The sequence below is a fragment of the Helicobacter baculiformis genome (assembly GCF_900197685.1).
Classification (GTDB): domain Bacteria; phylum Campylobacterota; class Campylobacteria; order Campylobacterales; family Helicobacteraceae; genus Helicobacter; species Helicobacter baculiformis.
On sequence record NZ_FZMF01000011.1, the window covers coordinates 1 to 23457 of the forward strand.

Annotated in this window: 22 protein-coding genes and 1 pseudogene; 13 read left to right on the plus strand and 10 right to left on the minus strand. The window is 44.4% G+C overall.

The window, feature by feature from the left end; all coding sequences use genetic code 11:
- The 5 genes and pseudogenes from C6G87_RS01980 to C6G87_RS02000 form a co-directional block, all read right to left on the minus strand.
- Nucleotides 1–1013 (minus strand): annotated as a pseudogene (locus C6G87_RS01980) (hypothetical protein); the annotation flags it as partial.
- Nucleotides 1014–1088: 75 nt separating this feature from the next.
- Nucleotides 1089–1427 carry a cupin domain-containing protein gene (locus tag C6G87_RS01985; protein ID WP_104751870.1) on the minus strand — a complete coding sequence of 113 codons (339 nt, stop codon included), beginning with the start codon at nucleotides 1425–1427 and terminating at the stop codon, nucleotides 1089–1091.
- Nucleotides 1428–1744: 317 nt separating this feature from the next.
- A complete protein-coding gene (gene efp / locus C6G87_RS01990) occupies nucleotides 1745–2311 on the minus strand; it encodes an elongation factor P (protein WP_104751871.1) in 567 nt (188 codons plus the stop codon).
- 9 nt (nucleotides 2312–2320) lie between these two features.
- Nucleotides 2321–3244 carry a class II fructose-bisphosphate aldolase gene (locus C6G87_RS01995; protein WP_104751872.1) on the minus strand — a complete coding sequence of 308 codons (924 nt, stop codon included), beginning with the start codon at nucleotides 3242–3244 and terminating at the stop codon, nucleotides 2321–2323.
- 9 nt (nucleotides 3245–3253) lie between these two features.
- Nucleotides 3254–4111, minus strand: coding sequence for a peptidylprolyl isomerase (locus tag C6G87_RS02000; protein ID WP_233708960.1), 858 nt, complete (start codon nucleotides 4109–4111; stop codon nucleotides 3254–3256).
- Between the two features lie 118 nt (nucleotides 4112–4229).
- Between C6G87_RS02000 and C6G87_RS02005 the strand changes: the two genes are divergently transcribed.
- Nucleotides 4230–4964, plus strand: a complete 735-nt coding sequence (locus C6G87_RS02005; RefSeq protein ID WP_104751873.1) for an EI24 domain-containing protein — start codon at nucleotides 4230–4232, stop codon at nucleotides 4962–4964.
- Here the strand turns inward: C6G87_RS02005 and crcB are convergent.
- The 3 genes from crcB to C6G87_RS02020 are packed head-to-tail and all read right to left on the minus strand — an operon-like array spanning nucleotide 4948 to nucleotide 6401.
- A complete protein-coding gene (gene crcB / locus C6G87_RS02010; protein WP_104751874.1) occupies nucleotides 4948–5328 on the minus strand; it encodes a fluoride efflux transporter CrcB in 381 nt (126 codons plus the stop codon). The two genes, C6G87_RS02005 and crcB, sit on opposite strands and share 17 nt — an antisense overlap.
- A gap of 13 nt (nucleotides 5329–5341) precedes the next feature.
- Complete coding sequence (locus C6G87_RS02015) at nucleotides 5342–6079, minus strand: uroporphyrinogen-III synthase (RefSeq protein WP_104751875.1); 738 nt, start codon at nucleotides 6077–6079, stop codon at nucleotides 5342–5344.
- A gap of 1 nt (nucleotide 6080) precedes the next feature.
- Nucleotides 6081–6401 (minus strand): rhodanese-like domain-containing protein, encoded by a 321-nt coding sequence (locus tag C6G87_RS02020; protein ID WP_199767603.1) that lies wholly within the window; start codon nucleotides 6399–6401, stop codon nucleotides 6081–6083.
- Between the two features lie 116 nt (nucleotides 6402–6517).
- On the opposite strand from C6G87_RS02020, the gene C6G87_RS02025 reads away from it, so the two are divergent.
- From C6G87_RS02025 to C6G87_RS02035, 3 genes are read left to right on the plus strand one after another with little or no spacing between them, the layout of a single operon-like run.
- Nucleotides 6518–9316, plus strand: coding sequence for an FAD-binding and (Fe-S)-binding domain-containing protein (locus tag C6G87_RS02025; protein ID WP_104751876.1), 2799 nt, complete (start codon nucleotides 6518–6520; stop codon nucleotides 9314–9316).
- A complete protein-coding gene (locus C6G87_RS02030) occupies nucleotides 9313–9999 on the plus strand; it encodes a di-trans,poly-cis-decaprenylcistransferase (RefSeq protein ID WP_104751877.1) in 687 nt (228 codons plus the stop codon). Before C6G87_RS02025 ends, C6G87_RS02030 begins: the two co-directional genes overlap by 4 nt.
- A gap of 29 nt (nucleotides 10000–10028) precedes the next feature.
- Nucleotides 10029–10697: an HAD family hydrolase gene (locus C6G87_RS02035; protein WP_104751878.1), complete on the plus strand. Its 669-nt coding sequence runs from the start codon at nucleotides 10029–10031 to the stop codon at nucleotides 10695–10697.
- On the opposite strand, the gene C6G87_RS02040 is transcribed toward C6G87_RS02035, so the two are convergent.
- Nucleotides 10657–12360 carry an ABC transporter ATP-binding protein/permease gene (locus C6G87_RS02040; RefSeq protein WP_104751891.1) on the minus strand — a complete coding sequence of 568 codons (1704 nt, stop codon included), beginning with the start codon at nucleotides 12358–12360 and terminating at the stop codon, nucleotides 10657–10659. The two genes, C6G87_RS02035 and C6G87_RS02040, sit on opposite strands and share 41 nt — an antisense overlap.
- Nucleotides 12361–12507: 147 nt before the next feature.
- On the opposite strand from C6G87_RS02040, the gene C6G87_RS02045 reads away from it, so the two are divergent.
- Nucleotides 12508–13104 (plus strand): peroxiredoxin, encoded by a 597-nt coding sequence (locus tag C6G87_RS02045; protein WP_104751879.1) that lies wholly within the window; start codon nucleotides 12508–12510, stop codon nucleotides 13102–13104.
- A gap of 319 nt (nucleotides 13105–13423) precedes the next feature.
- On the opposite strand, the gene carB is transcribed toward C6G87_RS02045, so the two are convergent.
- Nucleotides 13424–16654, minus strand: coding sequence for a carbamoyl-phosphate synthase large subunit (carB, locus tag C6G87_RS02050; RefSeq protein ID WP_104751880.1), 3231 nt, complete (start codon nucleotides 16652–16654; stop codon nucleotides 13424–13426).
- 179 nt (nucleotides 16655–16833) lie between these two features.
- Between carB and C6G87_RS02055 the strand changes: the two genes are divergently transcribed.
- From C6G87_RS02055 to hemC, 8 genes are read left to right on the plus strand one after another with little or no spacing between them, the layout of a single operon-like run.
- A complete protein-coding gene (locus tag C6G87_RS02055; protein WP_104751881.1) occupies nucleotides 16834–17274 on the plus strand; it encodes a Dps family protein in 441 nt (146 codons plus the stop codon).
- Nucleotides 17275–17553: a DUF2018 family protein gene (locus tag C6G87_RS02060; RefSeq protein ID WP_104751882.1), complete on the plus strand. Its 279-nt coding sequence runs from the start codon at nucleotides 17275–17277 to the stop codon at nucleotides 17551–17553.
- On the plus strand, nucleotides 17546–17953 hold the full coding sequence (locus C6G87_RS02065) for a hypothetical protein (protein ID WP_104751883.1): 408 nt from the start codon (nucleotides 17546–17548) through the stop codon (nucleotides 17951–17953). The genes C6G87_RS02060 and C6G87_RS02065 overlap by 8 nt, the downstream gene beginning before the upstream one ends.
- On the plus strand, nucleotides 17953–18840 hold the full coding sequence (locus tag C6G87_RS02070) for a polyprenyl synthetase family protein (protein WP_104751884.1): 888 nt from the start codon (nucleotides 17953–17955) through the stop codon (nucleotides 18838–18840). Before C6G87_RS02065 ends, C6G87_RS02070 begins: the two co-directional genes overlap by 1 nt.
- Nucleotides 18840–20150: a glutamyl-tRNA reductase gene (gene hemA / locus C6G87_RS02075; RefSeq protein ID WP_104751885.1), complete on the plus strand. Its 1311-nt coding sequence runs from the start codon at nucleotides 18840–18842 to the stop codon at nucleotides 20148–20150. Before C6G87_RS02070 ends, hemA begins: the two co-directional genes overlap by 1 nt.
- Nucleotides 20150–21883, plus strand: coding sequence for a proline--tRNA ligase (gene proS / locus C6G87_RS02080; protein ID WP_104751886.1), 1734 nt, complete (start codon nucleotides 20150–20152; stop codon nucleotides 21881–21883). Before hemA ends, proS begins: the two co-directional genes overlap by 1 nt.
- Nucleotides 21883–22248, plus strand: coding sequence for an FxsA family protein (locus tag C6G87_RS02085; RefSeq protein ID WP_104751887.1), 366 nt, complete (start codon nucleotides 21883–21885; stop codon nucleotides 22246–22248). The genes proS and C6G87_RS02085 overlap by 1 nt, the downstream gene beginning before the upstream one ends.
- Nucleotides 22238–23155: a hydroxymethylbilane synthase gene (gene hemC / locus C6G87_RS02090; protein ID WP_104751888.1), complete on the plus strand. Its 918-nt coding sequence runs from the start codon at nucleotides 22238–22240 to the stop codon at nucleotides 23153–23155. Before C6G87_RS02085 ends, hemC begins: the two co-directional genes overlap by 11 nt.
- The last annotated feature ends 302 nt before the right edge of the window (nucleotides 23156–23457 follow it).

A 23457-nucleotide genomic window follows, 5' to 3' on the forward strand; every position in this document is an offset into this window, starting at 1 on the left:
TAAGTTGCTGTTTCTAGCCCTAATTTAGGACTATAAATAAGGGGTAGAGGGGTGCTCTCATCTAGATAGCCATCAATACGCCCATCATCTAAACCATAGAGGAATGATAACCAATCTACCCCTGTATTACCAACTTTTTTAGCATCATCAGGCGCGTTACATTTATCACAAGCGCCCTCCACTGATATGGCATGAAATTGCTTTTTCAGATCCTCATAGAAATCGGGAAGTCTTTTATGCGTAGAGTCATAAGCATGGGGCAACCCATCTTCACTATCTCCCAAGGTCAAGACATGTACCTTATAACGCCCCAAGATACGAGGAAACTTATCGATGATTTCTTTAGTGCGCCAATAGAGGTTATAATGAGAGTCTTTTAAAAAATTCAAAATCAGATAAAGATCAGGAGCTTTAGAATTTGGAGACTCAAAGTTATCCAAGCATGGTTTTGGCACTGCTTCAAAAAAGGAGGCAAAGAGAACAGGGGCTTTGCTTTGAGAGATTTGTTTGAAACGTGTATTGATTCGGTTAAAAAGGATCGCATCACGTCCGAAGGCTTGCTTAACTTCTATGGCTTGTGAAGAATCCGCGTCAATGAGCCATACACTAGGGGTTTCAAAAATGGCAATTTTCCAGTGCGTATTCTGCAAAGGCTTTAAAGAGGACAGGGTTTCATAAAAACCAGACAGTTCAGAGTTCTTAGGGTTAAAAAGCTTCCACATTTTGAGAGACATAGCTTGATTATGTGCAAAAACTTCATCTTCTACGCGCTCTTGTAAGCGACCTTGGTAATCGTCCGGTTCTTTACTGTCTAGTTTAAATGTATGCTTATCTAGCCACCATATTACCCACTTATCATTATTTTCCACAATCACCATTTTGTAATCAGGACCGATATCTATAACCTTCTGCACGACACCATAAACACCCTGCCTATTTAAGAGGGTTTGCAAATTGATATTTTGAGCTAAGAGCCATTCAAGGCATAGCCACCACAAAACTAGGAGACACATTTATTTCTCCTCAAGAATCAAAGGCTTAGATTGTTTCTCCTTTAAAAATTCTAGACAAAAAATTTCCCACGAGGATTACTTGGATGAAGCAACATCTAGCACTCGTTGGACATTATCTAACTTGCTCAGGCTAAGATTTAACACACTATCTTCCAGCCCGCCTAGACTATGACGAATATGCGCATCTAAAGCAATACAATCGCCAACACGAAGTATATGCCTTTTGCCCTCCACTTCAAACCAAATCTGCCCGCTTAATACGCGAACCATGATAGCCCCAGGCGCGTAGTGCTCATGCATCTCCTTATCCTTTGGCATCACAATACGGATCTCTTTACTGGTAGCAGTTTCTAAAAGCATTTGAATATACAAGGAATCAAACTTAACATCTTCTAAAAAACGCAGAATCGGCATGAGAACTCCCTATGGTATTTGAATTTTTTTATTCTAGTCCAATATTGTTAGGTTTTAATTAATTGTTCTTGGTAGAAACTTGAACAAATGCACCATATTCATAAAGAAGATTATTAGCCCTCTTTATTAAAAAATACCAACAAGGAAGTACAGACACTTTTGACATTATTGTAATCTAGTTTGATGTTTGGGGGTGGCGTGTCAGTTTTGTGGGGCAAAAAGGACACAGCCAACACAAATACCAACGAGTCTTTTCAGAAAAAACTTGCTATCACAGGCGCGGATTATACGAGAAAAGGCTTGGATCTAAGCCTATCTTAAGTTTTGAGCTTCTCTAAATATTCTCCCGTTTGGGTATTGACCTTAACCACCTCTCCCTCGAGCACATGGAAAGGCACTTGTACAACTGCACCAGTTTCTAGCGTGGCAGGTTTCTTACTACCACTGGAAGTGTCTCCCTTAAAATTAGGCGGAGTTTCCGTAATTTTGAGTGCCACCACTTGGGCCACCTCCACTGAAATTGCCTTATCGTTATGAAAGAGAACTTGTACCTGTGAACCTTCCAACATCCACTTAGGAGCTTCGCCCACCTGATCTTCACTCAAGGCGATTTGCTCATAAGTCTCTACATCCATGAATTGATAAGACGCACCATCGTGGTAAAGGAATTGCATGGGTTTTTGCATAAGGTTGGGTTCTTCGCACTTATCCCCCGCGTGGAAGGTCTTCTCAATCACCTTGCCGTCCAAAAAAGACTTAATCTTAGCCCGCACGAAAGCCGCACCCTTGCCCGGCTTGACATGTTGGTACTCCACAATGCGATAAGGTACGCCTTGAATCTCAATCTTGAGATTTTTTTTAAGCTCGCTCATTCCAATAGCCATGGATATCCCTTAAATTTTATCCGCACTACCCAAAAGGTGCATGCGCTCTATAATGACTTGTTTTACTGCCTCAACGCCGGGGGTGAAAAATTTGCGTAGGTCAAATTCGCTAGGATTTTGGTTAGCAACATTGCGGACTTGAGCAATAAAAGCGATACGCAAATCTGTATCAATATTGACTTTGTTAATACCTCCCTTGATAGACTCTTGCAAAAACGCAAAGGGTACACCCTTACTACCCTTAAGATCCCCACCTGTGGCTAGAAAAGCTTGGCGCACATTCTCAGGAATAGCGCTCGCCCCGTGCAAAACTAGAGGAATATCAGTGCGCTTTTTAACTTCCAGCAAACGCTCAAAGTCTAATTTGGGTTCGCCCTTAAATTTAAACGCCCCATGGCTTGTGCCAATAGCGGGGGCTAGATAATCCACATGACTCACCTTGACAAACTCCTCAGCCTCATCAGGATTAACTAAAACCGCGTCCTTTTCATCCACAGAAATATTGTCCTCAATACCCATTAAACGCCCTAGTTCAGCCTCTACGCTCACATTCTTAGAGTGAGCATAATCCACTACCTGCTTGGTGAGCTCTAGGTTTTCCTTGAAAGGATGGTGAGACGCGTCGATCATCACAGAAGTGAAGCCCGCATCCACAGCCTTTTTACAGCTTTCAAAGGAAGTACCGTGATCCAAATGCAACGCTACGGGAATATGGGGATAGCGTTGAGACATCGTGTGCACAAGTCCCAAGACCATATCGATGCCTAAATACTTAATTGCCCCCTCACTTGCCTGCACAATTAAGGGAGATTTGGCGCTATCAGCCGCCTCAAAAATAGCGCGCAACATTTCCACATTCACGAAATTAAACGCGCCCACACCATAACCTTCTTTATGGGCTTTATTGAGAATTTCGCTTCCTTTAACTAGCATGGGTTCTCCTTAATGTGAAGAAGTTAGGGGCTTGACATCAATCTTCACTTGCTTGCGCAACTTTTCCAATTCTCCTTTAACATATTCTTGAAATTGATGCTCTTTAAGAATACCAATAATGGTCTGCTTAGCTTGTGCGAAAGTGGGGGTGATAGGCTCATTCTTTTTGATAAGGTAGATGACATGGTAGCCAAATTCTGTTTTTATGGGTTCTTTTGTGTAAGTGCCCGGTCTAAGCGCAAAAACAGCTTTAGAAAACTCAGGGGTCATTTGACTTTTTTGAAATTTGCCCAAATCGCCCCCGTTCTTGGTATTTTTAGTGTTCGGATCAATGGAATCGCGGTTGGCAATTTTAATAAACTCGCCCTCCACTTTGTTTTTAGGCACTTTATTGAGTTCAGAGATCACGCGTTTAGCATCCGTCTCTGTTTTAAGCAAAATATGGCGCGCCTGCGCCTCTTGTTGCACAAACTTTGCCTTATTATCTTCATAGTATCGTTGGAGCTGATCCTCTGGAATTTTCTCTTCGCCAATCACTTCCGCCTTGCGCTTTGCCCATATCTCCACTAAAAGTTGCTTCTTATAACTCTCTAGGTTATTTTTAAATTCCTGAGTATTTTCTAAGTTCTCTCTTCGGGCTTCTCGCTCAATTAAGAGATTATTAATCGCATTCTCTAGTAACCCTCTTTTTTGCTTCTCTTCTAATTTGTTGAAATCAAAATTGGGATTTCTTTGCTTGATGACATCAAAATCGCTTTCAGTGATATCCACTACTACAGGTTTGCCCCCCTTTTTACCTGCAAAAGTTACGGTGGCTAAGGTGGTTGCGCTTAGTACACTAAAACCTAGCAATCCCGCTAAAATCATGCCTCTTTTAACCATAAAATTCTCCAAAGTATTGTAGAATGAGAGCCTGCTATAGTAAGCACGCATAAGCCCGCATTTTAGCATGCTAAGCTTAAACAAATAAGAAAGAGAGAATGACATGAAAGGTCCGTTGCGCACCATTCAAGAGAGCTGGAAAGATTTTTTAAGCTGGAAGATGTTGTTTTTGAATTTGGGTCCCGTGCTTGTTGGGCTACTATTTTGGGGAATCTTGCTATTCTACTTTAGCGATAATATGGTGCGCATTTTGGAAGGTTTCTTGCCCGCTAGCTGGTATCATTATGCCCATAGTAGCGGTCTCGTTCCCGCCTTTTTCTCACTCATCTTGAAAGTTTTTGTCTATATGTTGCTGGGCTTGTTTGTGCTTGTCTTAAGCCTAATTGGCAATATCTTGGTGGCCATTTTTTACACCCCCATTGTAATTGCTTATGTGCATAAGAAAGACTATCCCAATCTTCCCTTAGAAGAATTTGGCGATCTATCCTTTTGCTTACAATATTTCCTAAAACAGCTTGCCTATTTGTGCATGTTTTTGCTTGTATGTTCCCCCCTTTATTTTATCCCCTTTATTGGAATCTTTGTTTCACTAATCCCTCACTATTTCTTTTTTAAGAATACACTTTCTTTTGATATCGCCACCTCCCTCTTTAATCAAGAGCGCTACACGGAGGTATTAAGAGACTATAAAATTACTCATCATAAAATCTCTATTTTGGCTTATCTCTTCTCTCTTATTCCTATTTTTAACTTCTTTGCTACCTTGCTACAAACCATCATTTTAACCCGCTATTTTCTAGAGATCAAGGCGCAAGAAAAATCTAGCCAACCAGTTTAGCTAACCCCCAGCCCAATGCCACGCACCCCAACCCTAGCAGGTTTGTACCCAATACATAGGCAAGGGCTTCGCTGATAGCTTGCTTTTGCAAGAGTTTGAGCGTGTCCAGCCCAAAAGAAGAAAAAGTAGTAAAACCTCCCAACACACCCGTGATAAAAAACACCCCCACGCGATCGCCTAAGATCCCCTTGAGCGCTAAATGCCCGGCAAAGCCGATCACAAAGCACCCAATGAGGTTGACGCTAAAAGTGCCCAAAGGGAAACTTTCCCACATGAGAAATCGTGAAGGCATAAGTTTGCCTACCAAGTAGCGTAACGAACTCCCTAGCGCACCCCCTAAAGCTGCCCAAACAACCAAACCCATGCGTGCTCCCTTCTTAATCTTGATGTGCTACTTTAACACAGCTAGCTAGCTCTTTAGCTAATGTTACACTAGCTTGAAGACTGGGTTCTGGACTGACCAACGCGCGCACTTCAGGCGCAAAAGCCCTATAAGTCGTTTCCCCTAAGGCAATAGCGCGATAACTCCGATCCCAGCCAAAATTACCTACAAATGCTCTATAGACACTGGGAGCTGTGAAAATCAGGATAGAATGAGGTGGAGGTTTGAGGCTAGATGCAAGTTTTAGGGGTTTGTTGGCGTAAACGATAATCTCTCGCACGCTTAAATGCGCTTGTAACCACGCGCTAAGATTAGAGGCGCTGTGTTGGGCACGCACGTACAGCGCGCTTTTGTTTCGTAAGCATTGCCGTAGGCTAGGTAAAATTTCTTGAGCAAAGAGCTCCCCTCTACCCGCATGTCCCACCAACGCAACTTGAAAACCTAAATCTTGAGCGTAGCGTGCACTTCGAGGCGCAATCACAAAACTAGGCAAAGTTTTAAGCCATTCTAATGCGTGCGAACCTTTTAAAGAGTGCTCAAGAGCTAAGGGCGCGTGTTTAGAAGTGAAGATCAACGCGCCGATGTCAACTAGTGTGAGGTTTCCTTGGGGCGTGTGGATTTCTAAATCTTGTGCCTTAATGGGCAAAAACTCCAAGACATTGCAAACAAGGCTCTTAACCTCCAAATCCCCCTCATAAGGCCTAAGCCCCACCACTACGATATTAGGTTGCAACTTAAGCGCGCACCATCTCTAGACCATGGGTTTCAAAATCCTCTACACATGCCTTTAGAAAGTAGACATTCTCTAGCCCCGCCTCGTGTAAGAGACTGGCATAATGCGCGGCACTACGCCCTATGCGGCATTGCAACAAAATCTTATGCTTGGGATGGGCTAGGGCAAACTCTCTGATGGCTTCTAAATCATTGAGATGAATCGCATCTTTCAAATGCGCCTCCTCATAGGACTGCGCGTCTCGAATATCCACGATACACCAATCCTTAGGGTTGAAATCCTGCAAATCCACGCGGTGGTGGGCGTAATCATTTTCACTCATAAGTGTCCTTTCGTGTTTCTTGGATTTTAGCACATTTATGTTTGGAATGAAAAACCCCTGCACACAACTAAGTAGAAGTGGTAAAATGCTCTATCTCATTTTAAAGGTGTCCGCCCATGCAAGGAAATTACAACGCCTTTTACCAAGAAGCCCAAACATTCTTGGGCGATCGGATCTACAAGGACTATTTGCGCCGCTTGGTCTATGGCATAGACGCATCTTGTTATCGCTACATCCCCCAGTTGGTTTGCAAAGCCCTCAATGAGGCAGAGATCATCAAAATCTACGCGTTAGCCCAAAAATACAAAACCCCTCTAACTTTTAGGGCTGCAGGGAGTTCTCTGTCTGGACAGGCGTGTTCTGAGGGGGTGCTGGTGATGGCAAGCTTGGGGTGGCAAGAGATCAGTCTTCATGAGGATGGGCAAAGTGTGCGCTTGGGCTGTGGAGTCATTGGCGCGCAAGCCAACCACGCACTCAAACCCCAACACCAAAAAATCGGACCCGACCCAGCCACCATCGCCACAGCGATGATAGGGGGGATTTTGGCGAATAATGCCAGTGGCATGTGTTGTGGGGTGGAGCAAAACAGCTACCACACGCTCAAATCGATCCGCGTGATTTTAAGCGATGGTACACTCTTGGACACGGCTCAAGAGTCCAGTGTACAAGCTTTCAAGAAGAGTCACTCAACGCTATTAGAAGGGCTCTTAGAGTTGCGCCAAGAGGTGCTAGAAGATTCTAATCTGCATGCCCTCATTAAAAAGAAATACCAGATCAAAAACACCACGGGCTATAGTCTGAATGCCCTCATTGACTTTAGCGATCCCATTGAGATTCTAAGCCACCTCTTCATCGGCTCAGAGGGGACTTTGGGATTCATCGCTGCATGCGAGCTTGCCTGTGTGCCCGATTTGCCCTTTAAAACCTGTTTATTGCTCTTTTATGAGAATTTGAATCTAGCCATTGAAGCGGTGCGTATTTTAGCGAACAATAAAGATAAAATTAGCGCGGCGGAGGTGATGGATTTTGCCTGTTTAGCCAGTATGCAGGGGGTGGAGGGCATGCCAGAGGTGTTGAATCGCGTTGAGCCCGGCTACACTTGTATTTTAGCGCAATTAGAAAGCGATGATTTAGGCATTCTAGAGGCAAATACGATCTTTGTGCTCCAAGCCCTAGAAAATGTGCCCACAATTTTGCCCATTGCCAAGAGTGCAGACCCTAAAGAGTACAACACATGGTGGAAAATTAGAAAGGGGCTCTTCCCCATTGTGGCGGGCAGGCGGCGCGTGGGGGCGAGTGTGATCACAGAGGATTTATGCTTTTCTATGGAGCATTTACAAGAGGGGATCGCGCGCTTGCAAGACCTCTTAGCCGTGCATGGTTTTAAAGAACATAGCGTGATCTTTGGGCATGCCCTAAGCGGGAATTTGCACTTTGTGATCACCCCGCTTTTGGAGAATGAAGACGAACGGACACAATTTAGCGCGCTGGTAGAGGACATGGCGCACATGGTGGCTTCTTTGCAAGGCTCTATCAAGGCTGAACATGGCACAGGGCGCATGGTCGCCCCCTTTGTAGAATTAGAATGGGGCAAGAAAGCCTATGGCATCTGCCAACGCATTAAAGCCCTATTTGACCCTGAAGGGCTTTTAAACCCGGATGTGATTCTCTCTGAGGATCCCCATATCCATACCAAAAATTTAAAAACAAGCCCCCTCATCGCAGCGCCCCTAGAATCATGCATGGAGTGTGGCTTTTGCGAGCGCGCTTGCCCGAGTCGTTACCTCTCACTCACCCCTAGACAACGCATTGTGTTGCAAAGAGAGATCGCCCATTTGCAAGAGAGCCAAGAAAACCAACCCCTCTTAGAAGAACTCTTAGAGGGCTATGCGTATTTGAGCGATGAAACCTGTGCGGCTTGCCATATGTGTGCCACCCTCTGCCCCTTGGGCATTGATAGCGCCACTATCGCGCTCAAGAGTCGCCAAGAAGCCAAAGCCCCCGCCCTTGCTAAAAGCGTTTTAAACCACCTAGACACCACGATTAGCGCGCTCAAAGGGGGGCTTCATGCCACCCAAATCGCTCAAGTGCTCTTGGGCTCTGAAAACTTGCAAACATGGAGCATGCAAGCCCACTTGAAACTAGGCACGCCTGCGATCTCCAAATACATGCCCCAAAGCAACCCCTACAAATTGCACAGCAAACCGGCTACAAAAAATGTACTCTACTTCTCCACCTGCATGAATCGCGCCTTTGCGCCCTCCAAATTCATGCCCGATAGGCGCAGTTTGCAAGAAGTCTTTGAATCCTTGTGCGCTAAAGCCGGCTTTGGGGTACTCTACCCCCCAAGCCTGCCCAAATTTTGCTGTGGCAAGGCTTTTATCAATTATGCGGATCTGAGCGCGCAAAACCAAGAGAAAAATGCCCAAATGTTTAAGGAGCTCTGCAAGGAGGGAGAGATCCCCATTGTGCTCGATCACAGCGCGTGCAGCGCGCATCTTTTAGAGGGTTTCAAAGATCAGGGGCTACAAATTTACGACATGCCCATTTTTATCCAAGAAATCTTGTTAGAATCCCTGCAGATCCAACCTTTGCAAGAAAGTGTGGCGTTGTATACCATGTGTGCTTCTAAGAGATTAGGTTATCAAGAGAATATGCGCGCGTTGGCGCAGGCATGCGTGCAAGGCGCGGTGCTAGAGCATACCGACACGCTCTGTTGTGGTTTTGCGGGTGATAAGGGCTTTTTGACCCCTGAGCTCAACCAACACGCCCTCATGGATTTGGCGCGTTTCTACAAGGATAAAAATTTGAAGCGTGGGTTTTGTAGTTCTAGCACCTGTGAGGTGGGCTTAAGCCAGCAAACCCATATCCCCTTCCAGCACATCGCCTATTTAGTGGACGCTTGTACGCGATGAACGCCCTAGTACACCTAGCCATTATCATGGACGGCAATGGCAGGTGGGCCAAAATGCAGGGAAAACCGCGCACTTATGGGCACAGACGAGGCGTTGTTGCCTTGCGCGAGATCACTATTTGGTGCGCCAAAAACCACATCGCCTACTTAACACTTTATGCATTTTCTACGGAAAATTGGAATCGTCCCCAAAGGGAAGTGGATTTTTTAATGCGCATGCTTAAAAGATATTTAATTCAAGAAAGACCTACTTACCTAGAAAATCAAATCCGCTTTAAAGCGATCGGCAATTTGGAGCGCTTTAGTCCTGCCCTACGCCAAACAATCTTGGCTTTAGAGAGAGATACTGCACACCACCGCGCGCTCACTCAAGTACTCGCGCTCAATTACGGCGCACGCGATGAGATCGCGCGCGCCTGTGCGCAAATTATACGCCACCAAAGAAGCAGTGCGGATATGCAAGAACTTATCGGAGCACATTTAGATACAGCGGGTATGCCCGATGTGGATTTGCTAGTGCGCACGGGCGGGGAGATGCGTCTCTCTAACTTTTTGCTTTGGCAATCTAGCTATGCCGAGCTCTTCTTTAGTCCTGTACTTTGGCCAGATTTTACCCCCACGCACTTACAAGCCATTATCCACGCCTTCCAACAACGGCAACGCAAATTTGGGCGGTTAATCTGAATTTGTTAAAGTAAGCTAGAGGAGCGCGCATGGATTTTAAGATAGTGGTATGGGATTTTGATGGGGTGATCTTTGATAGCATGCACTTGAAATGTGCAGGTTATCAGCGCTTGTTTGGCGATGTGAGCGCACAGGCATGGCAGGCCTTTGAGCAATACCACTACAGCAGTGGGGGGATTTCTAGGGGCGAAAAAATTGATTATTTCTACCGCCATATTTTGGGCACTCCCCTAGACGCACACCAAGTAGACGCGTTGGTGCTAGAATTTGGCAAAATCATCGCTAAGGAGCTTTTTTCTAAAAGCCATCTCAATACAGAGGTGCTAGGCTTTATCCAAGCTCATTACCAGTATTACCCTTTTCATGTGGCTTCTGCGGCTTTGCACACCGAGTTACAGCTACTCTGTGAGTTTTTGGAGATCACCTCCTATTTTAAAAGCATTGAGGGGAGTCCCCCAGCTAAGGTGAAGGTGGTGGCGCGCCTGATCGAACAACATGCTTATGTACCTGAGCAGATGGTGCTCATTGGAGATAGCCATAATGATTATCTCTGTGCGCGTGAGAATGGGATCGCGTTTTTGGGCTATAACAACCCCGCGCTCAAGACCTTGATAAAAAGTGCGGGGCGCGTGGGTTATATCGAGAGTTTCAAGGCTTTTAACTTGCAGGATTGTGCTGCATTTTTTGCAAATCAATGACCACATCGCAGCGTTCGATGGTGCTTAAGCGATGGGCGATCACAAGCAGGGTCCTGTTTTGCGCCACATTGTAGATTTCGTCCATGATCTTGCTCTCTGTGAAGGTGTCTAGCGCAGAGGTGGCTTCATCGAGCACCAAAATTTCCGGATCGTCATAGAGCGCGCGCGCGATGCCGATGCGCTGTTTTTGCCCCCCACTGAGCTTCACCCCTCCCTCGCCCACTTGGGTATAAATCCCTTCATGTTGGGTGAGAAAATCGTAAATATGCGCCATCTTACACACTTCTATTAGTCTTTGTTCATCTAAAGGACTTCCAAAGGCAATATTTTCGGCAATATTGCCATCAAAGAGGTAAATATTTTGTGGGATATAGCCAAATTTTTGACGCCAACTTTTAATATTTTCAAAACTTAAGAGGTTTCCATCGATACGAATCTCACCATTGCTAGGGGTGAGCATACCCATGATAATATCCACTAAAGTAGATTTCCCACATCCGCTAGGACCTATAAAGGCAACCTTTTGCCCCTTGTAGATTGTGAGATTAAAATTTTGCAATACAGGGTAGCGAAATTTATAAGCAAAATTGAGATGCCGTAATTGAATATCATGGGTAAAATTGAGGGGAGCATCCCCTTCATCTTGGATGGGTTTATGAAAATCTTTATAAACAATATTGATAGCATGTTGGTGAAAGGTGATAATGTTGTAATTGCCTAAAATTCTACTAATGGAAGGGAGCATACGATAAAGAGCTAGAGCATACATCGAAATGATGGGTAAGACCATCTTAGCTTCGCCGTATTTGTAAAGCACATAGGCAACTGCTAAGATCAGCAGACTAAAACCTATGGTTTCTAAGATTTTATTGGGCATCACCTGCATAGTTTGGTAAGCAATCTTAGCGCGGGCGTTTTTTAGACTATATTCAGAAAAACGCTTACAGGCTTCAAGATGGCTGTTTTTAAGCCGTGTGAGTTTGAAATTTCCAAAGAATTTTGAGAGCACTTTAAGAGATTTCTCACTCATTGTGGTTACAACACGCCCTTTTTTTTGGATCGTTTTAGACATGTGTTTGGTGATAAAGAAAATCTGTAAAAGAAGTAAAATACTCAATACCAATGTCATTTTCCAGTTTGTCAACAAGAGCAAGACATATAAAAACATAATGATCATGGTCTCTGAAAGTAAATTCCACAATGCGCCAAATCCATCCATAGTTTGATTGCTTTTCGTGATAATAGTGTTGCGGATACGATCCAAGTGTAAATTAGTGTGTTCTAAATAGGAGGCTTGGATATGGCGTAAAAAAAGCTGTTGAGCAATCATGTGGGCTTTTTTATTGGAAAAACGACTATTCAGATATGTAAAAAGCACCCCATAACCCATTCTAAAAAAATACAGCCCCACTAAAGAAAAGCTAAAGGCGTACATGAAATATAGAGGACTCTTGAAATGTAAACCCTCATAGATGATTTTACTATAGGGGTGCTCCAAAATAAGGGTTGGGTTACTTGCTAGAGTGATGAAGGGCATAATCATACTGATGGTAAGCACCTCTAAAATCGACATGCCTACGGACATCAATACTAAGAGCATGACAATTTTTTTATCGCGTCGGTTAAAAAAGGAAAAGAGTTGGTGTATGGAACGCCAAAACATCTTAAAAGACAGACTGCGCTTCAAATCGATCCTTGTGGGTATAAAATGGCTGTGAAAGTGATTATAACTAATGGCTCTTGATTATTCAGGCTGTTTTTATTATAGTGTCGCGTCTTTTGACGCAATTATAGATTTTAAGGAGTTTTTATGTTGGTAACTAAGTTAGCCCCTGATTTTAAAGCAACGGCGATTTTGCCCAATAACCAAGTAGATGATAATTTTGAGCTCTCTAAGAATCTAGGCAAGAATGGTGCAGTGCTGTTCTTCTGGCCCAAAGATTTTACTTTTGTTTGTCCTTCTGAAATCATCGCTTTCGATCACCGCGTGAAAGACTTTCATGAAAAGGGCTTCAATGTGATTGGTGTGTCTATTGACACCGAAGTGGTACACTATGCGTGGAAAAATACCCCTGTTGACAAAGGCGGGATTGGTCAAGTAAGCTTCCCTATGGTTGCTGATGTAAAAAAAGAGATTTCTAGAAGTTATGATGTGCTTTTTGATGACGCGATCGCGCTTCGAGGTTCTTTTTTGATTGACAAACACCAAAAGGTGCGCCATGCTGTTATCAATGACTTTCCTTTAGGTAGGAATGTAGACGAAATGTTACGCATGGTAGATGCTTTGCTTTTCTTCGAGGAACATGGTGAGGTGTGCCCTGCGGGCTGGAGAAAGGGCGATGCGGGCATGAAACCCACTCACGAAGGCGTTCAAGAATATCTCCGCGATCACGCTAGCAAGCTCTAATTTTCTATTGTTGGGTTTGGAGATTTAGGTATCTGCATGCGCTGTGATGCCATCTCCAAAGGTACTTACACTCCCGCGCTACAAGGTTCGGCGGGACTTCCTTCTAAGTAATATTCCAAGAGATCTCATCTAATAAAACTCAAAGCTGTGAAGTGTCTTTCAAGTAAAGCCACCAATAAGCATCCCTCGCATGGTCGTTGGGCATACCTCCCTAGCTCTAGAGCTAGGAACTCCTTACAGCGCAAGTGGTGAGCGTTGCAGATGACACCATAAAATGCCCCGCAACACACCTATACTTTCAGTTTAAAGATGTGCCTTCTTATTGCAATTCTTGCAAGCTCACCGGCGGGCTATCCTTAAATTTAGAATACTCTAGTAAACTCAACAACACCTTTTCGACCGCCTTGAGCGTGGTGAAATAGGAAATTTTATTTTTAAGCACTTGCATGCGGATAATCTTAGAATCTTCATTAAGTCTATCGCTGGTGTTGATCGCCATGTCAATTTCATGATTGAGCATGAAATCTGAAATATTGGGACGCCCTTCTGAAATTTTAAGGACTTGCACACTTTCCAATCCGCCTACTTGCAAAGCTTTATGCGTGCCAGTAGTGGCATAAAGTTTAAAACCTAAGCTGACTAAAGCACGCATCAAGGGCATAGCTTTGTGTTTGTCGCCATCTTTCAGGGATACAAAAACATTACCTGTATGTTTAATAGGGTTATTGCAGGCTAACTGGGATTTATAAAAGGCTTGCGCCAGCGTATGCCCCACGCCGGCCACCTCACCCGTGCTTTTCATTTCAGGTCCTAAAACTAAATCTGCCCCATAGAGCTTATTAAAAGGAAACACGCTTTCTTTGACAAAAACATAATGCAAGTCTTTAGGAACAAAGAGATGTTCAGATTTACATACTAAAGTAAATTCTTTAGCCAAATCCTCCAATCTCTGCCCCACCATCACCCGTACAGCCATCTCGCTAATATCTAAGCCCAAAGCTTTGGAAACAAAGGGAATTGTACGCGAGCAACGAGGATTGATTTCTAATACAAAGAGTTGGTTATCCTTATAGGCAAATTGGATATTGATCAACCCTAAAACCTGTAAGCCTAAAGCAATTTTTTTGGTTTGACTATAGACTTCCTCTAAGAGTTGGGAGCTTAGACTTGGAGGGATAAAACAGGTGCTATCTCCAGAGTGAATCCCAGCAGGTTCAATATGCTCTAACACAGAACATACAAAGACACTTTTTTGATCACAGACGGCATCGACATCTAGCTCTAGAGCATCTTCTAAAAAACGATCCATTAACAAACTTGTTTCAAAACTATAATCTTCGATGTAATCTAAACACTCTTGTACGCTTTGCAAAATACGCATCTTAGCTCCCCCTAGTACAAAACTCGGGCGTAAGATTATAGGCATTTCTAGCTGCTCTAGACACTCTAAGGCATGCTCTTTAGAATTGGCACATAGTCCCTTAGGGTAGGCAATGTTCAAGCTATCTAAAAGCTTATGGCACAAATCCCGTTCTTCGGCAATTTCAATATTTTTAAAAGCTGTGCCTAGCAAAGGAACACCTAATTTTTCTAAATCTTTAGCAATCTTAAGCGGAGTTTGTCCTCCAAAGCCCACCACCACACCCAATAAATGCGCCTTTTCTCGTGCGACAATCTCTAGGACATGTTCTAGCGTAATGGGCTCAAAATAGAGTGTATCGCTGGTGTCGTGGTCGGTGCTGATAGTCTCTGGGTTGTTGTTGATGATGATGGGGCTTAAACCCATTTTCTTAAGCGCTAGACTGGCGTGGGTTAAAGCGTAATCAAACTCCATCCCTACTCCGATTTTATTGGCACTTGAGCCGATTAAAATCACTTTTGAGCGGGTGGATTTGAGGGAAGGTTTGGCAGCGGGAAAAGCAGGAGCGTAGGTAGAATACAGATAGGGGGTAGGACTTTTAAACTCATTAGCACTTAAATCCACCTGATACATTTTAGGATGTAGATCTAGTGCCTCCCTAGCATAGCGGATATCTTGTTCTTGCACGCCCAAGAAACTAGCGATCAAAGTATCGCTTAAACCCATGCTCTTAAGTTTAAATAGGGCTTGTTTGTCGCCCAATAAGACTTTCGTGTCTGTGTCTTGTAAGTCTAAAAGGATTTGCACGATCTCCCTTATCTCGTTTAAAAAGTAGGGATCAATGTAGCACAGGCTGTGCACCTCATCCACACTAAGCCCATCGCCAAAAGCGTGCATAGCATAGAGCAGGCGCTTGGGGTTAGGACGGCGTAGTTCTTTTTTAAGAAACTCCAAGTCTAAAGGGGTTTGTAAGAAGGATCGCAAATCTTTTAGAAGATAATCACTCTCCATTGCCTTCATCAGACTTTCTTTAAAGCTCCCTCCAATACCCATCACCTCCCCGATACTTTTCATGGAAGTGCCTAGAGTGGTGTCCACTTGGGGGAATTTCTCAAAATCAAAATGGGGGATTTTCGTGATGATGTAATCTAGAGTAGGTTCAAAGCAGGTTGTGCTTTGGGTGATGTCATTTTGGATTTCTTCTAAAGTGAAGCCTAGCGCTAAAAGTGTAGCCACTTTAGCAATGGGAAAAAGTGTAGCTTTACTAGCAAGTGCAGAGCTTCTACTCACCCGTGGATTCATTTCAATGACCAACAAACGCCGGTCTTTAATCGCAAACTGGACATTTGCCCCTCCCGTATCCACACCCACCGCTCTAAGAACTGCAAAGCTCGCATCGCGCATGCGTTGGTACTCTTTGTCTGTTAAAGTTAATGCGGGAGCGATAGTGATGCTATCGCCTGTGTGAATGCCCATAGGATCGACATTTTCAATACAGCACACGATCACACAATTGTCATTTTTATCACGCACCACCTCCATTTCAAATTCCTTGCAACCTAACAAACTTTCTTCAATCAAGATTTCAGAAATCGGCGAAGCTTCTAGGGCAAACTTAGCTAAGTCCCTGAATTCCTCGATATTGAAGGCGACAGAACTACCCTCTCCGCCTAAAGTAAAGCTAGAGCGGATAATACAAGGAAAGCCCACCTCCTTAACCACACTTAACGCTTCTTCTTCGCTGTAAGCATAGCCCCCTTTAGGTAGATCTAGCCCAATACTCAGCATGCACTCTTTAAACGCCCGTCGATCCTCCGCTTTCAAGATGCTCTCAATCTTTGCACCTAAAAGCTTGACATCTTTTAGGGACCCCTCAAAATGCCCTTGTTGGTGCAACTCAACCATGATATTTAACGCCGTTTGCCCCCCCATTGTGGGTAAAATCGCCTCGATGTTCTCAAGCTCTACAATTTTAAGCACATTTTGCGTGTTGATGGGCTCAATGTAGGTTTTGTAAGCAAGGGCTTTATCGGTGTTGATAGTGATAGGATTAGAATTTAAAAGCACCACTTCATAGCCCAAACTTTTTAGTGTTTTAAGGGCAATGCTAGAAGAGTAGTCAAATTCGCACGCCTGCCCAATGACAATAGGACCCGAACCGATGAGTAAAATTCTCTTAATTCTTTGCATAAGTGATTATAGCAAATCTTAGTATTGCTACGATTCCAGAGATCAATCTCTTTGAAAATTCAAAAAGTAAACACACAGCACTATGGCGGAAATTGCTCTCAAAGAGAGCTATTAACTATTTTAAGTTAAAATTCAACACCAGTCGTTGAGACTAGGAATAAACAAAAAGGTTTCGCATTATGAAAACGAAAGTGGTTGATTTACTCAAACAACTTCAGGCTGATAGCATCGTTTTGTTCATGAAATTGCACAATTTTCATTGGAATGTTAAAGGGCCGGATTTTTACCCTGTGCACAAATTCACCCAAGAGGTCTATGGACAATTTGCCGAGCTTTTTGATGACTTGGCTGAGCGCGTAGTACAATTAGGGGCTGTTCCCGTAGTTACTTTGGCTGAGGCGCTTAAACTTGCCCATGTCAAAGAAGAAAGTAAACATACTTTCCACTCTAAAGAGGTTTTTGAAGCTGTCCTGAAGGACTATGAGCACCTAGAAAAGCATTTCGTGCAACTCTCAGACTTGGCAGGTCAGACAGACGACAAGGTAACTCTTGCTTATGCGGACGAACAGCTTGCTAAATTCCAAAAAGCCGTTTGGATGCTCAAGGCAAGTTTGGCATAAATGTCAGACAATCTTTTAGAGGTATTTGAAGGCGACCCCGTTGAAAAATGGGGCGATGTGATCTTGCATGCCAGCCAAAAGCCCGTGAGGGCCGAATTAGAAAGACTCTTGGAGTTGCAGGCTCTGAGTGCGTTCCTCTTAGAGGAGGTGGGTTTAGAAGAGAGGCTTGAGGATTTGCTCAAGCAGTGCAAGTTTGATCAAGCGTTGCAGGCGCGCGTACAAGCTAAAAAGATAGATTTAGTGATGACATCGATGGCTAATATTCTAGGGCATGAGTAGGCTTTTTGTCGTCTTGATCGTCTTGTGCGAGATTGCTATGGCAAAGAGCCTAGATAAATTGCTCGATCTTAAAAAGGATCAGGTTTACAGGGGGGAGTTACAGCTAGGCAAATTTAAAAAGCCTCTTTCTTTGCGTTGGACACTTTATAAAGACGGCGGGTTAGTGGTGCATTTAAAATGCAATAATTTTCCCTACCAGTTTATTCTCTATCCGGATTTCCAACGCGATACCTTTAGACTCGATCTCTTCAAGGAAGTGGTACAGGCTCATACAAGTCAGAGTGTTGACCCCACCCCTCCCTACTTTGCTTTAACTTTTAAAAAATTTGATTCTACCAATCAACATGCGCACTTGCGCGTGCGTGCCTCTGCCAAACTCAAATGGATCGAGCAACCCTAATGTTAGAACAAATCGCACAGAGAATTCAGCAATTTTTAGCCCAAGTTCAAAGCGCAGATGTGGATCGCATGGCATGTGTGCTAGGGCAGGGCAAGATGTTGCGCAGCAAGTTAATCTTGGCTATTTGTCCCAAGCATGCCCAACTCATCGATTTTTGCGCTATCATTGAGATGATTCAAAGCGCCTCGCTCCTCCATGACGATGTGATTGATAATGCCCATACTAGACGCGCACATGCTTCCGTCAACCATATTTTTGGCAACCAAAACGCCATCATGCTAGGTGATGTCTTTTACGCCAAAGCCTTTTTGGAGCTCACAAAATTAGATGGAAAAATCGCCCAGTTAGTCGCTCATAGTGTAATGGAGCTCTCTAGGGGGGAGATTAAAGATGTCATGGCTTCTCATGCTTTTCATAGCGATAGTGCGCGTTATGTGGATATTATTCAGGACAAAAGTGCATCTTTAATCGTTGCTAGTTGTGCGGGTGCAGCTATACTAGCTGGGCTAGACCCACAGGCTTACCGCATTTTTGGGTTAAATTTTGGGATCGCCTTTCAGATTATGGACGATCTCCTAGACATCACCCAACCCAAAGAAGTCTTAGGTAAACCCGCCTTTAACGATTTCAAGGAGGGTAAAAGTACTCTACCCTACATCCTATTACACCAACAACTAGACCCAACTAACCAAGAGCGCCTACAGACATGTTTTAAAAACGCCAATGCGGAGGCACTAGCATGGTGTCAAGAGCAATTCAAAATCCATGGTATTGTGGAACAAACTTTAGAACGAATTAGGCATTATGCTCACCTAGCTCTCCAAGCCATCAAAGGGCATGATAGCTTGGAGCGCGTCGCTTCTGGTCTAATAGAGAGAGAGTTTTAATGCAGGCAGACTATCTAAGTCTAGGTTTTAGTCATAAATTATTGCCTATTGACACCCGAGAGAGGCTTGTCTTTGAGCAAGATGCCTTGCTAGAGTTTTTAGCCCAACTCAAAAGAGAATACAAGGCTATCCAAGAGATCATGGCGCTTTGCACATGCAATCGTGTAGAATTTTATCTCTACACTAGCGCACCCGAGCATACAGCACAGCACTTACTAAAAGCCCTTGCACAGGCTAAACAAGTGGATTTAAAGACTCTTCAAACTGGCTTAGAGACGCATGCCCACATGCACGCTATCCACCATGTCTTTTGCGTGGTGAGCAGTTTGGATAGTTTGGTGGTGGGCGAAACCCAGATCACCGGGCAGTTTAAAGACGCTTTTAAACTCTGTTTGCAGGCGCGCTTGTGCGCGAAACACTTGAGTCGTTTAGCCCATTTTGCGCTCAAATGTGCCGCTGGCGTGCGTAACGCCACAGCGATCTCTTCTCAAGCAATCTCTATCGCCTCTGTGGCAGTCAAACAGGCTATTGAAATTTTGGACACAGAGAAGTTGGACAAACGCGCGATGGTGGTGGGGGTGGGCGAGATGGGGCAGTTGGTGTGCAAACACTTGTTGGCTAAAGGTTTTGAGGTCGTACTCTATAACCGCAACTACGAACACGCTCAAGACTTCGCCAAAAATTTAGGAAATCAAAACTTACAGCTACAGCCGTTAAGCACATTAGCACAAGGAATCAACACCCATGTCTTTTTATTTTGTGCTACGAGCGCGCGTACAAGCGTCATCACTCAAGGGATGGTGCGCGCCTGTAACTTTAGGCGTTGGTGGTTTGATTTAGCCGTGCCTAGAAACATTGAGACCCCCACAGAGTCCAATATTTGGCTTTATAGTGTGGATGATTTACAGGGAGTGGTGGCACATAATTTAGAACAACGCCAAAAAGACATGCATGGCGCTTACCAAGTAGTGGGGCAGTACAGCGTCAAATTTACACAATGGTTGCAAAGCTTAGAGGTGGATCCTCTGATCAAAGATTTAAGAGGGTTGGCTAAAGAGGCTGCACTCAAAGAGTTACATCGCGCCATCAAAAAGGGCTACCTACCCCAAGAACATGAAGAAAGTGTGGCGCGTATTTTGCACAACGCCTTTAACACCTTTCTCCACCACCCCACCGCCACTCTGAAAAAAAACGCCCATAAGCCTGAGAGCGACATGTTAGGCGAATGCCTTAAAAGCCTTTTTAATCTAGGTAAGGGAAACATGTTTATCAACCGCTACAAATGCGAATTTAGCGAAGAAGGATTGTAATGCGTTTGTCTCAACTCTTTGCCCCCACAACTAAGGAAGTCCCTAAGGACGCGGTACTCAAGAGCCATCAGTTTATGGTGCAGGGGGGGTTTATCCAGCAAATGGGGAGTGGGCTCTACCACTTTCTGCCCTTAGGACATAAGGTACTCAGTAAGATTAGAGCAATGATTAAGGAGGTGATGGACAGCTATGGAGCACAGGAGTGCACCCTAGGTTTTGTTGTACCCGCATCCTTGTGGCAGCAGAGCGGGCGTTTTGAACAATACGGCAAAGAACTTTTGAGCTTTTTAGATCGTAAAGATAACCCCTGTGTACTTAGCCCCACTCACGAAGAACCCATCACACAGATCATCAAAGCCCATGTCAAGAGTTATAAGCAACTCCCCTTAAATCTCTACCAAATCCACACTAAGTTTCGCGACGAAATCCGTCCCCGCTTTGGATTGATGCGCGCGCGTGAATTTGTCATGAAGGATGCTTATAGTTTTCATGCTAATACAGAATGCCTAGATAGAGAGTTTGAGCGCATGCATGCAGCTTATAGCGAAATTTTCACAAAACTAGGGCTGGATTTTCGCGCGGTGGAGGCAGATAGCGGAGCGATTGGGGGGAGCAAGAGTAAGGAGTTTGTGGTCTTAGCCGAATGCGGAGAGGACAGCGTGATTGTATGCCAAAATTGCTCTTATGCTGCCAATATTGAGATTGCTAAACGCGCTAAACGCCCTGAACCTGATAATGTCCCTAAAGCCAGTTTTGCTAAATTTTACACCCCCAATACCCCTACCATTGAGAAACTTAGCGCGTTTTTTAAAGTGCCTGCCTACTTTTTGATGAAAGCCGTACTCAAGAAAGCACGCTTGAGTAAGGGAACACGCCCGGTGGTGTTTTTTTTAAGGGGAGACGATCAATTAGAAGACACTAAAGCTTTGAATGCGTTCAATAAAAGCGCGCTAGAAAATGCCCTAGAATTAGAAGAGATGAGTCCAAGCGAGGTTACAGCATTAGGCTTACCTGTAGGCTATATTGGGGCTTATGGACTCAAACACTTAGTGCCTGATATAGAAGTGATCTTTGATGTGGATTTGCAAGATGCGGATTGCTTGATTTGTGGCGCAAATGAGGCAGATCAACACTTTGTGGGGGTGGATTTAGCCACTTTTGCGGATTTAAATTATCAAGACATCGCTAAAACCCGTCCCCAAGATCGTTGTGTGGAGTGTCAGGGAGCGTTAAGTGAAAAACGCAGTATTGAGGTGGGACATATTTTCAAATTGGGCGACAAATATTCTAAGAGTATGGAGGCAACTTATTTAGATAAAGAGGGGCGTTTACAACACTTTGAGATGGGCTGTTATGGGATTGGGGTAACTCGTTTAATGAGCGCAATCTTAGAGCAATATAGCGATGAAAAAGGATGTGTGTGGAGTAAAGCTAGCGCGCCCTTTGAGGTGGTCGTGGTGGTGGCTAATCCTAAAGATAGCGCGCTAGAAGCGTTGGGCACACAGATTTATGAGGAGCTTAAAAAAGCAGAGATCGATGTTTTACTAGACGATCGCGCTGATCGCTTTGGGGCTAAGATGGCAGATTTTGAGCTCATCGGTTGCTCCCATGCGCTCATTATAGGTAAACAAGCCCTAGAGGGACAATTTGAACTCATTACACGGCAGGGTTTAAGTAAACACACGATCGCACGCGATTTAATTGTACAAACCCTTTTAGAGGCACGCACTTAATGCCCTTTTTGCTTGTCTTGGGGGTATTTTACCTCGTAGTTGAGGTGGTGTTAATCATCAATGTTGTACAGGATTTTGGCTTATTTGCCTTTATCTTGGAAGTAGTGCTGAGCGCGTTTGTGGGTGGGGCGGCACTATTCAAGGGGTCTTTAAAAGCCTTAGATTTTAGCACGCGCGATCCTTTGAAATTGATGGAGGGAATGTTTTTGCGCACATTGGGAGGGTTGCTCTTGATCTTGCCCGGAGTTTTATGCGATGTTTTTGGATTATTGGCTTTGTTAGTGGCATGGTTGAGAAACCCTCCCCAAGAAGATAATGGAATTATTGATGTAGAGGTGTTAGACAAGGACAAAGATGCGCGCTAGGGTGGTGATTGGAAGTCGGGGGAGTGCACTCGCGCTTTGGCAGGCTAGGCATGTGCAAGGACTGCTATCCTCTTTGGGCTTGGAGAGCGAAATTAGGGTCGTGAAAACCAAAGGAGACAAGATTTTAGATGTGCCTCTAGCTAAAATCGGGGGCAAGGGACTTTTTACAAAAGAGCTAGAAATTTTATTGCTTAAGGGAGAGATCGATTTAGCGGTACATTCACTTAAAGATGTGCCCGTAGACTTGCAAGAAGGCTTAGTGCTCGCCTGTGTGAGCGCGCGTGCCAATCCTCAAGATTGTTTTTTAAGCTATCAATACCCCAACTTACAAGCCCTACCCCCCCATGCGCGCGTGGGTACGACTTCACTTAGGCGCGCGATGCAACTTAAAGCCTTGCGTATAGATCTAGACCCTTTGAGTTTGCGCGGGAATGTGCAAAGGCGACTGGATCGTTTGCGGCAAGGGGAGTTTGAAGCGGTTGTGCTCGCATGTGCGGGTGTGGAGCGATTGGGCATTCAGCTACCCTACCAAACACCTTTAAGTTTAGAAGAGATGATCCCTAGCATGGGGCAGGGTGCGTTGGGCATTGAAATGTGCGCCAATCATCCCCTTTTAGCCCAAATCTCCAGTTTGAACGACCCTTTGAGCGCCTTATGCTGTGGCTTAGAGCGGGACTTTGTGCGCGCGTTGGGCGGGGGATGTCAAGTACCCTTAGGGGTGCATGCGCGCTTGCAGGGCGATCAAATAGAGATACGTGCCATTGTAGGACTCTTGGATGGTAAGACCTTTATTAAAGAATGCGTTGTAGGTGCGCGCGACCAGGCTCAAGCGTTGGTGCAAAACTTAGTATCCTGCTTTAAACAACAAGGTGCACAGGAGATTTTAGCCCAAGCGCAACTAAGTTAGTTGCAAGCCACCATGCTTACAGACCTATAAAACTTTGCTACAAAGCTGGAATTTTTACTGCATTTCTAGTTCATCATGCCCGCTATACTCTTGGTTTTCCAGTGCCTAGCTTTCTGCATGTCCATAGGCGCTAACTCAGCAGGCGCTTTACCCAGTAAAGACAATGCCTCTTTTAGCAAAATTTGGGGATATTTGTAGAAAACATAAACCTATTTACAGAATTTTATATGATTCACATTTATTTTTGTGAGTGTGGATGTTTTTGCATTAGAGTTCAAATTCAAAATTTCTTCTTATTTGTA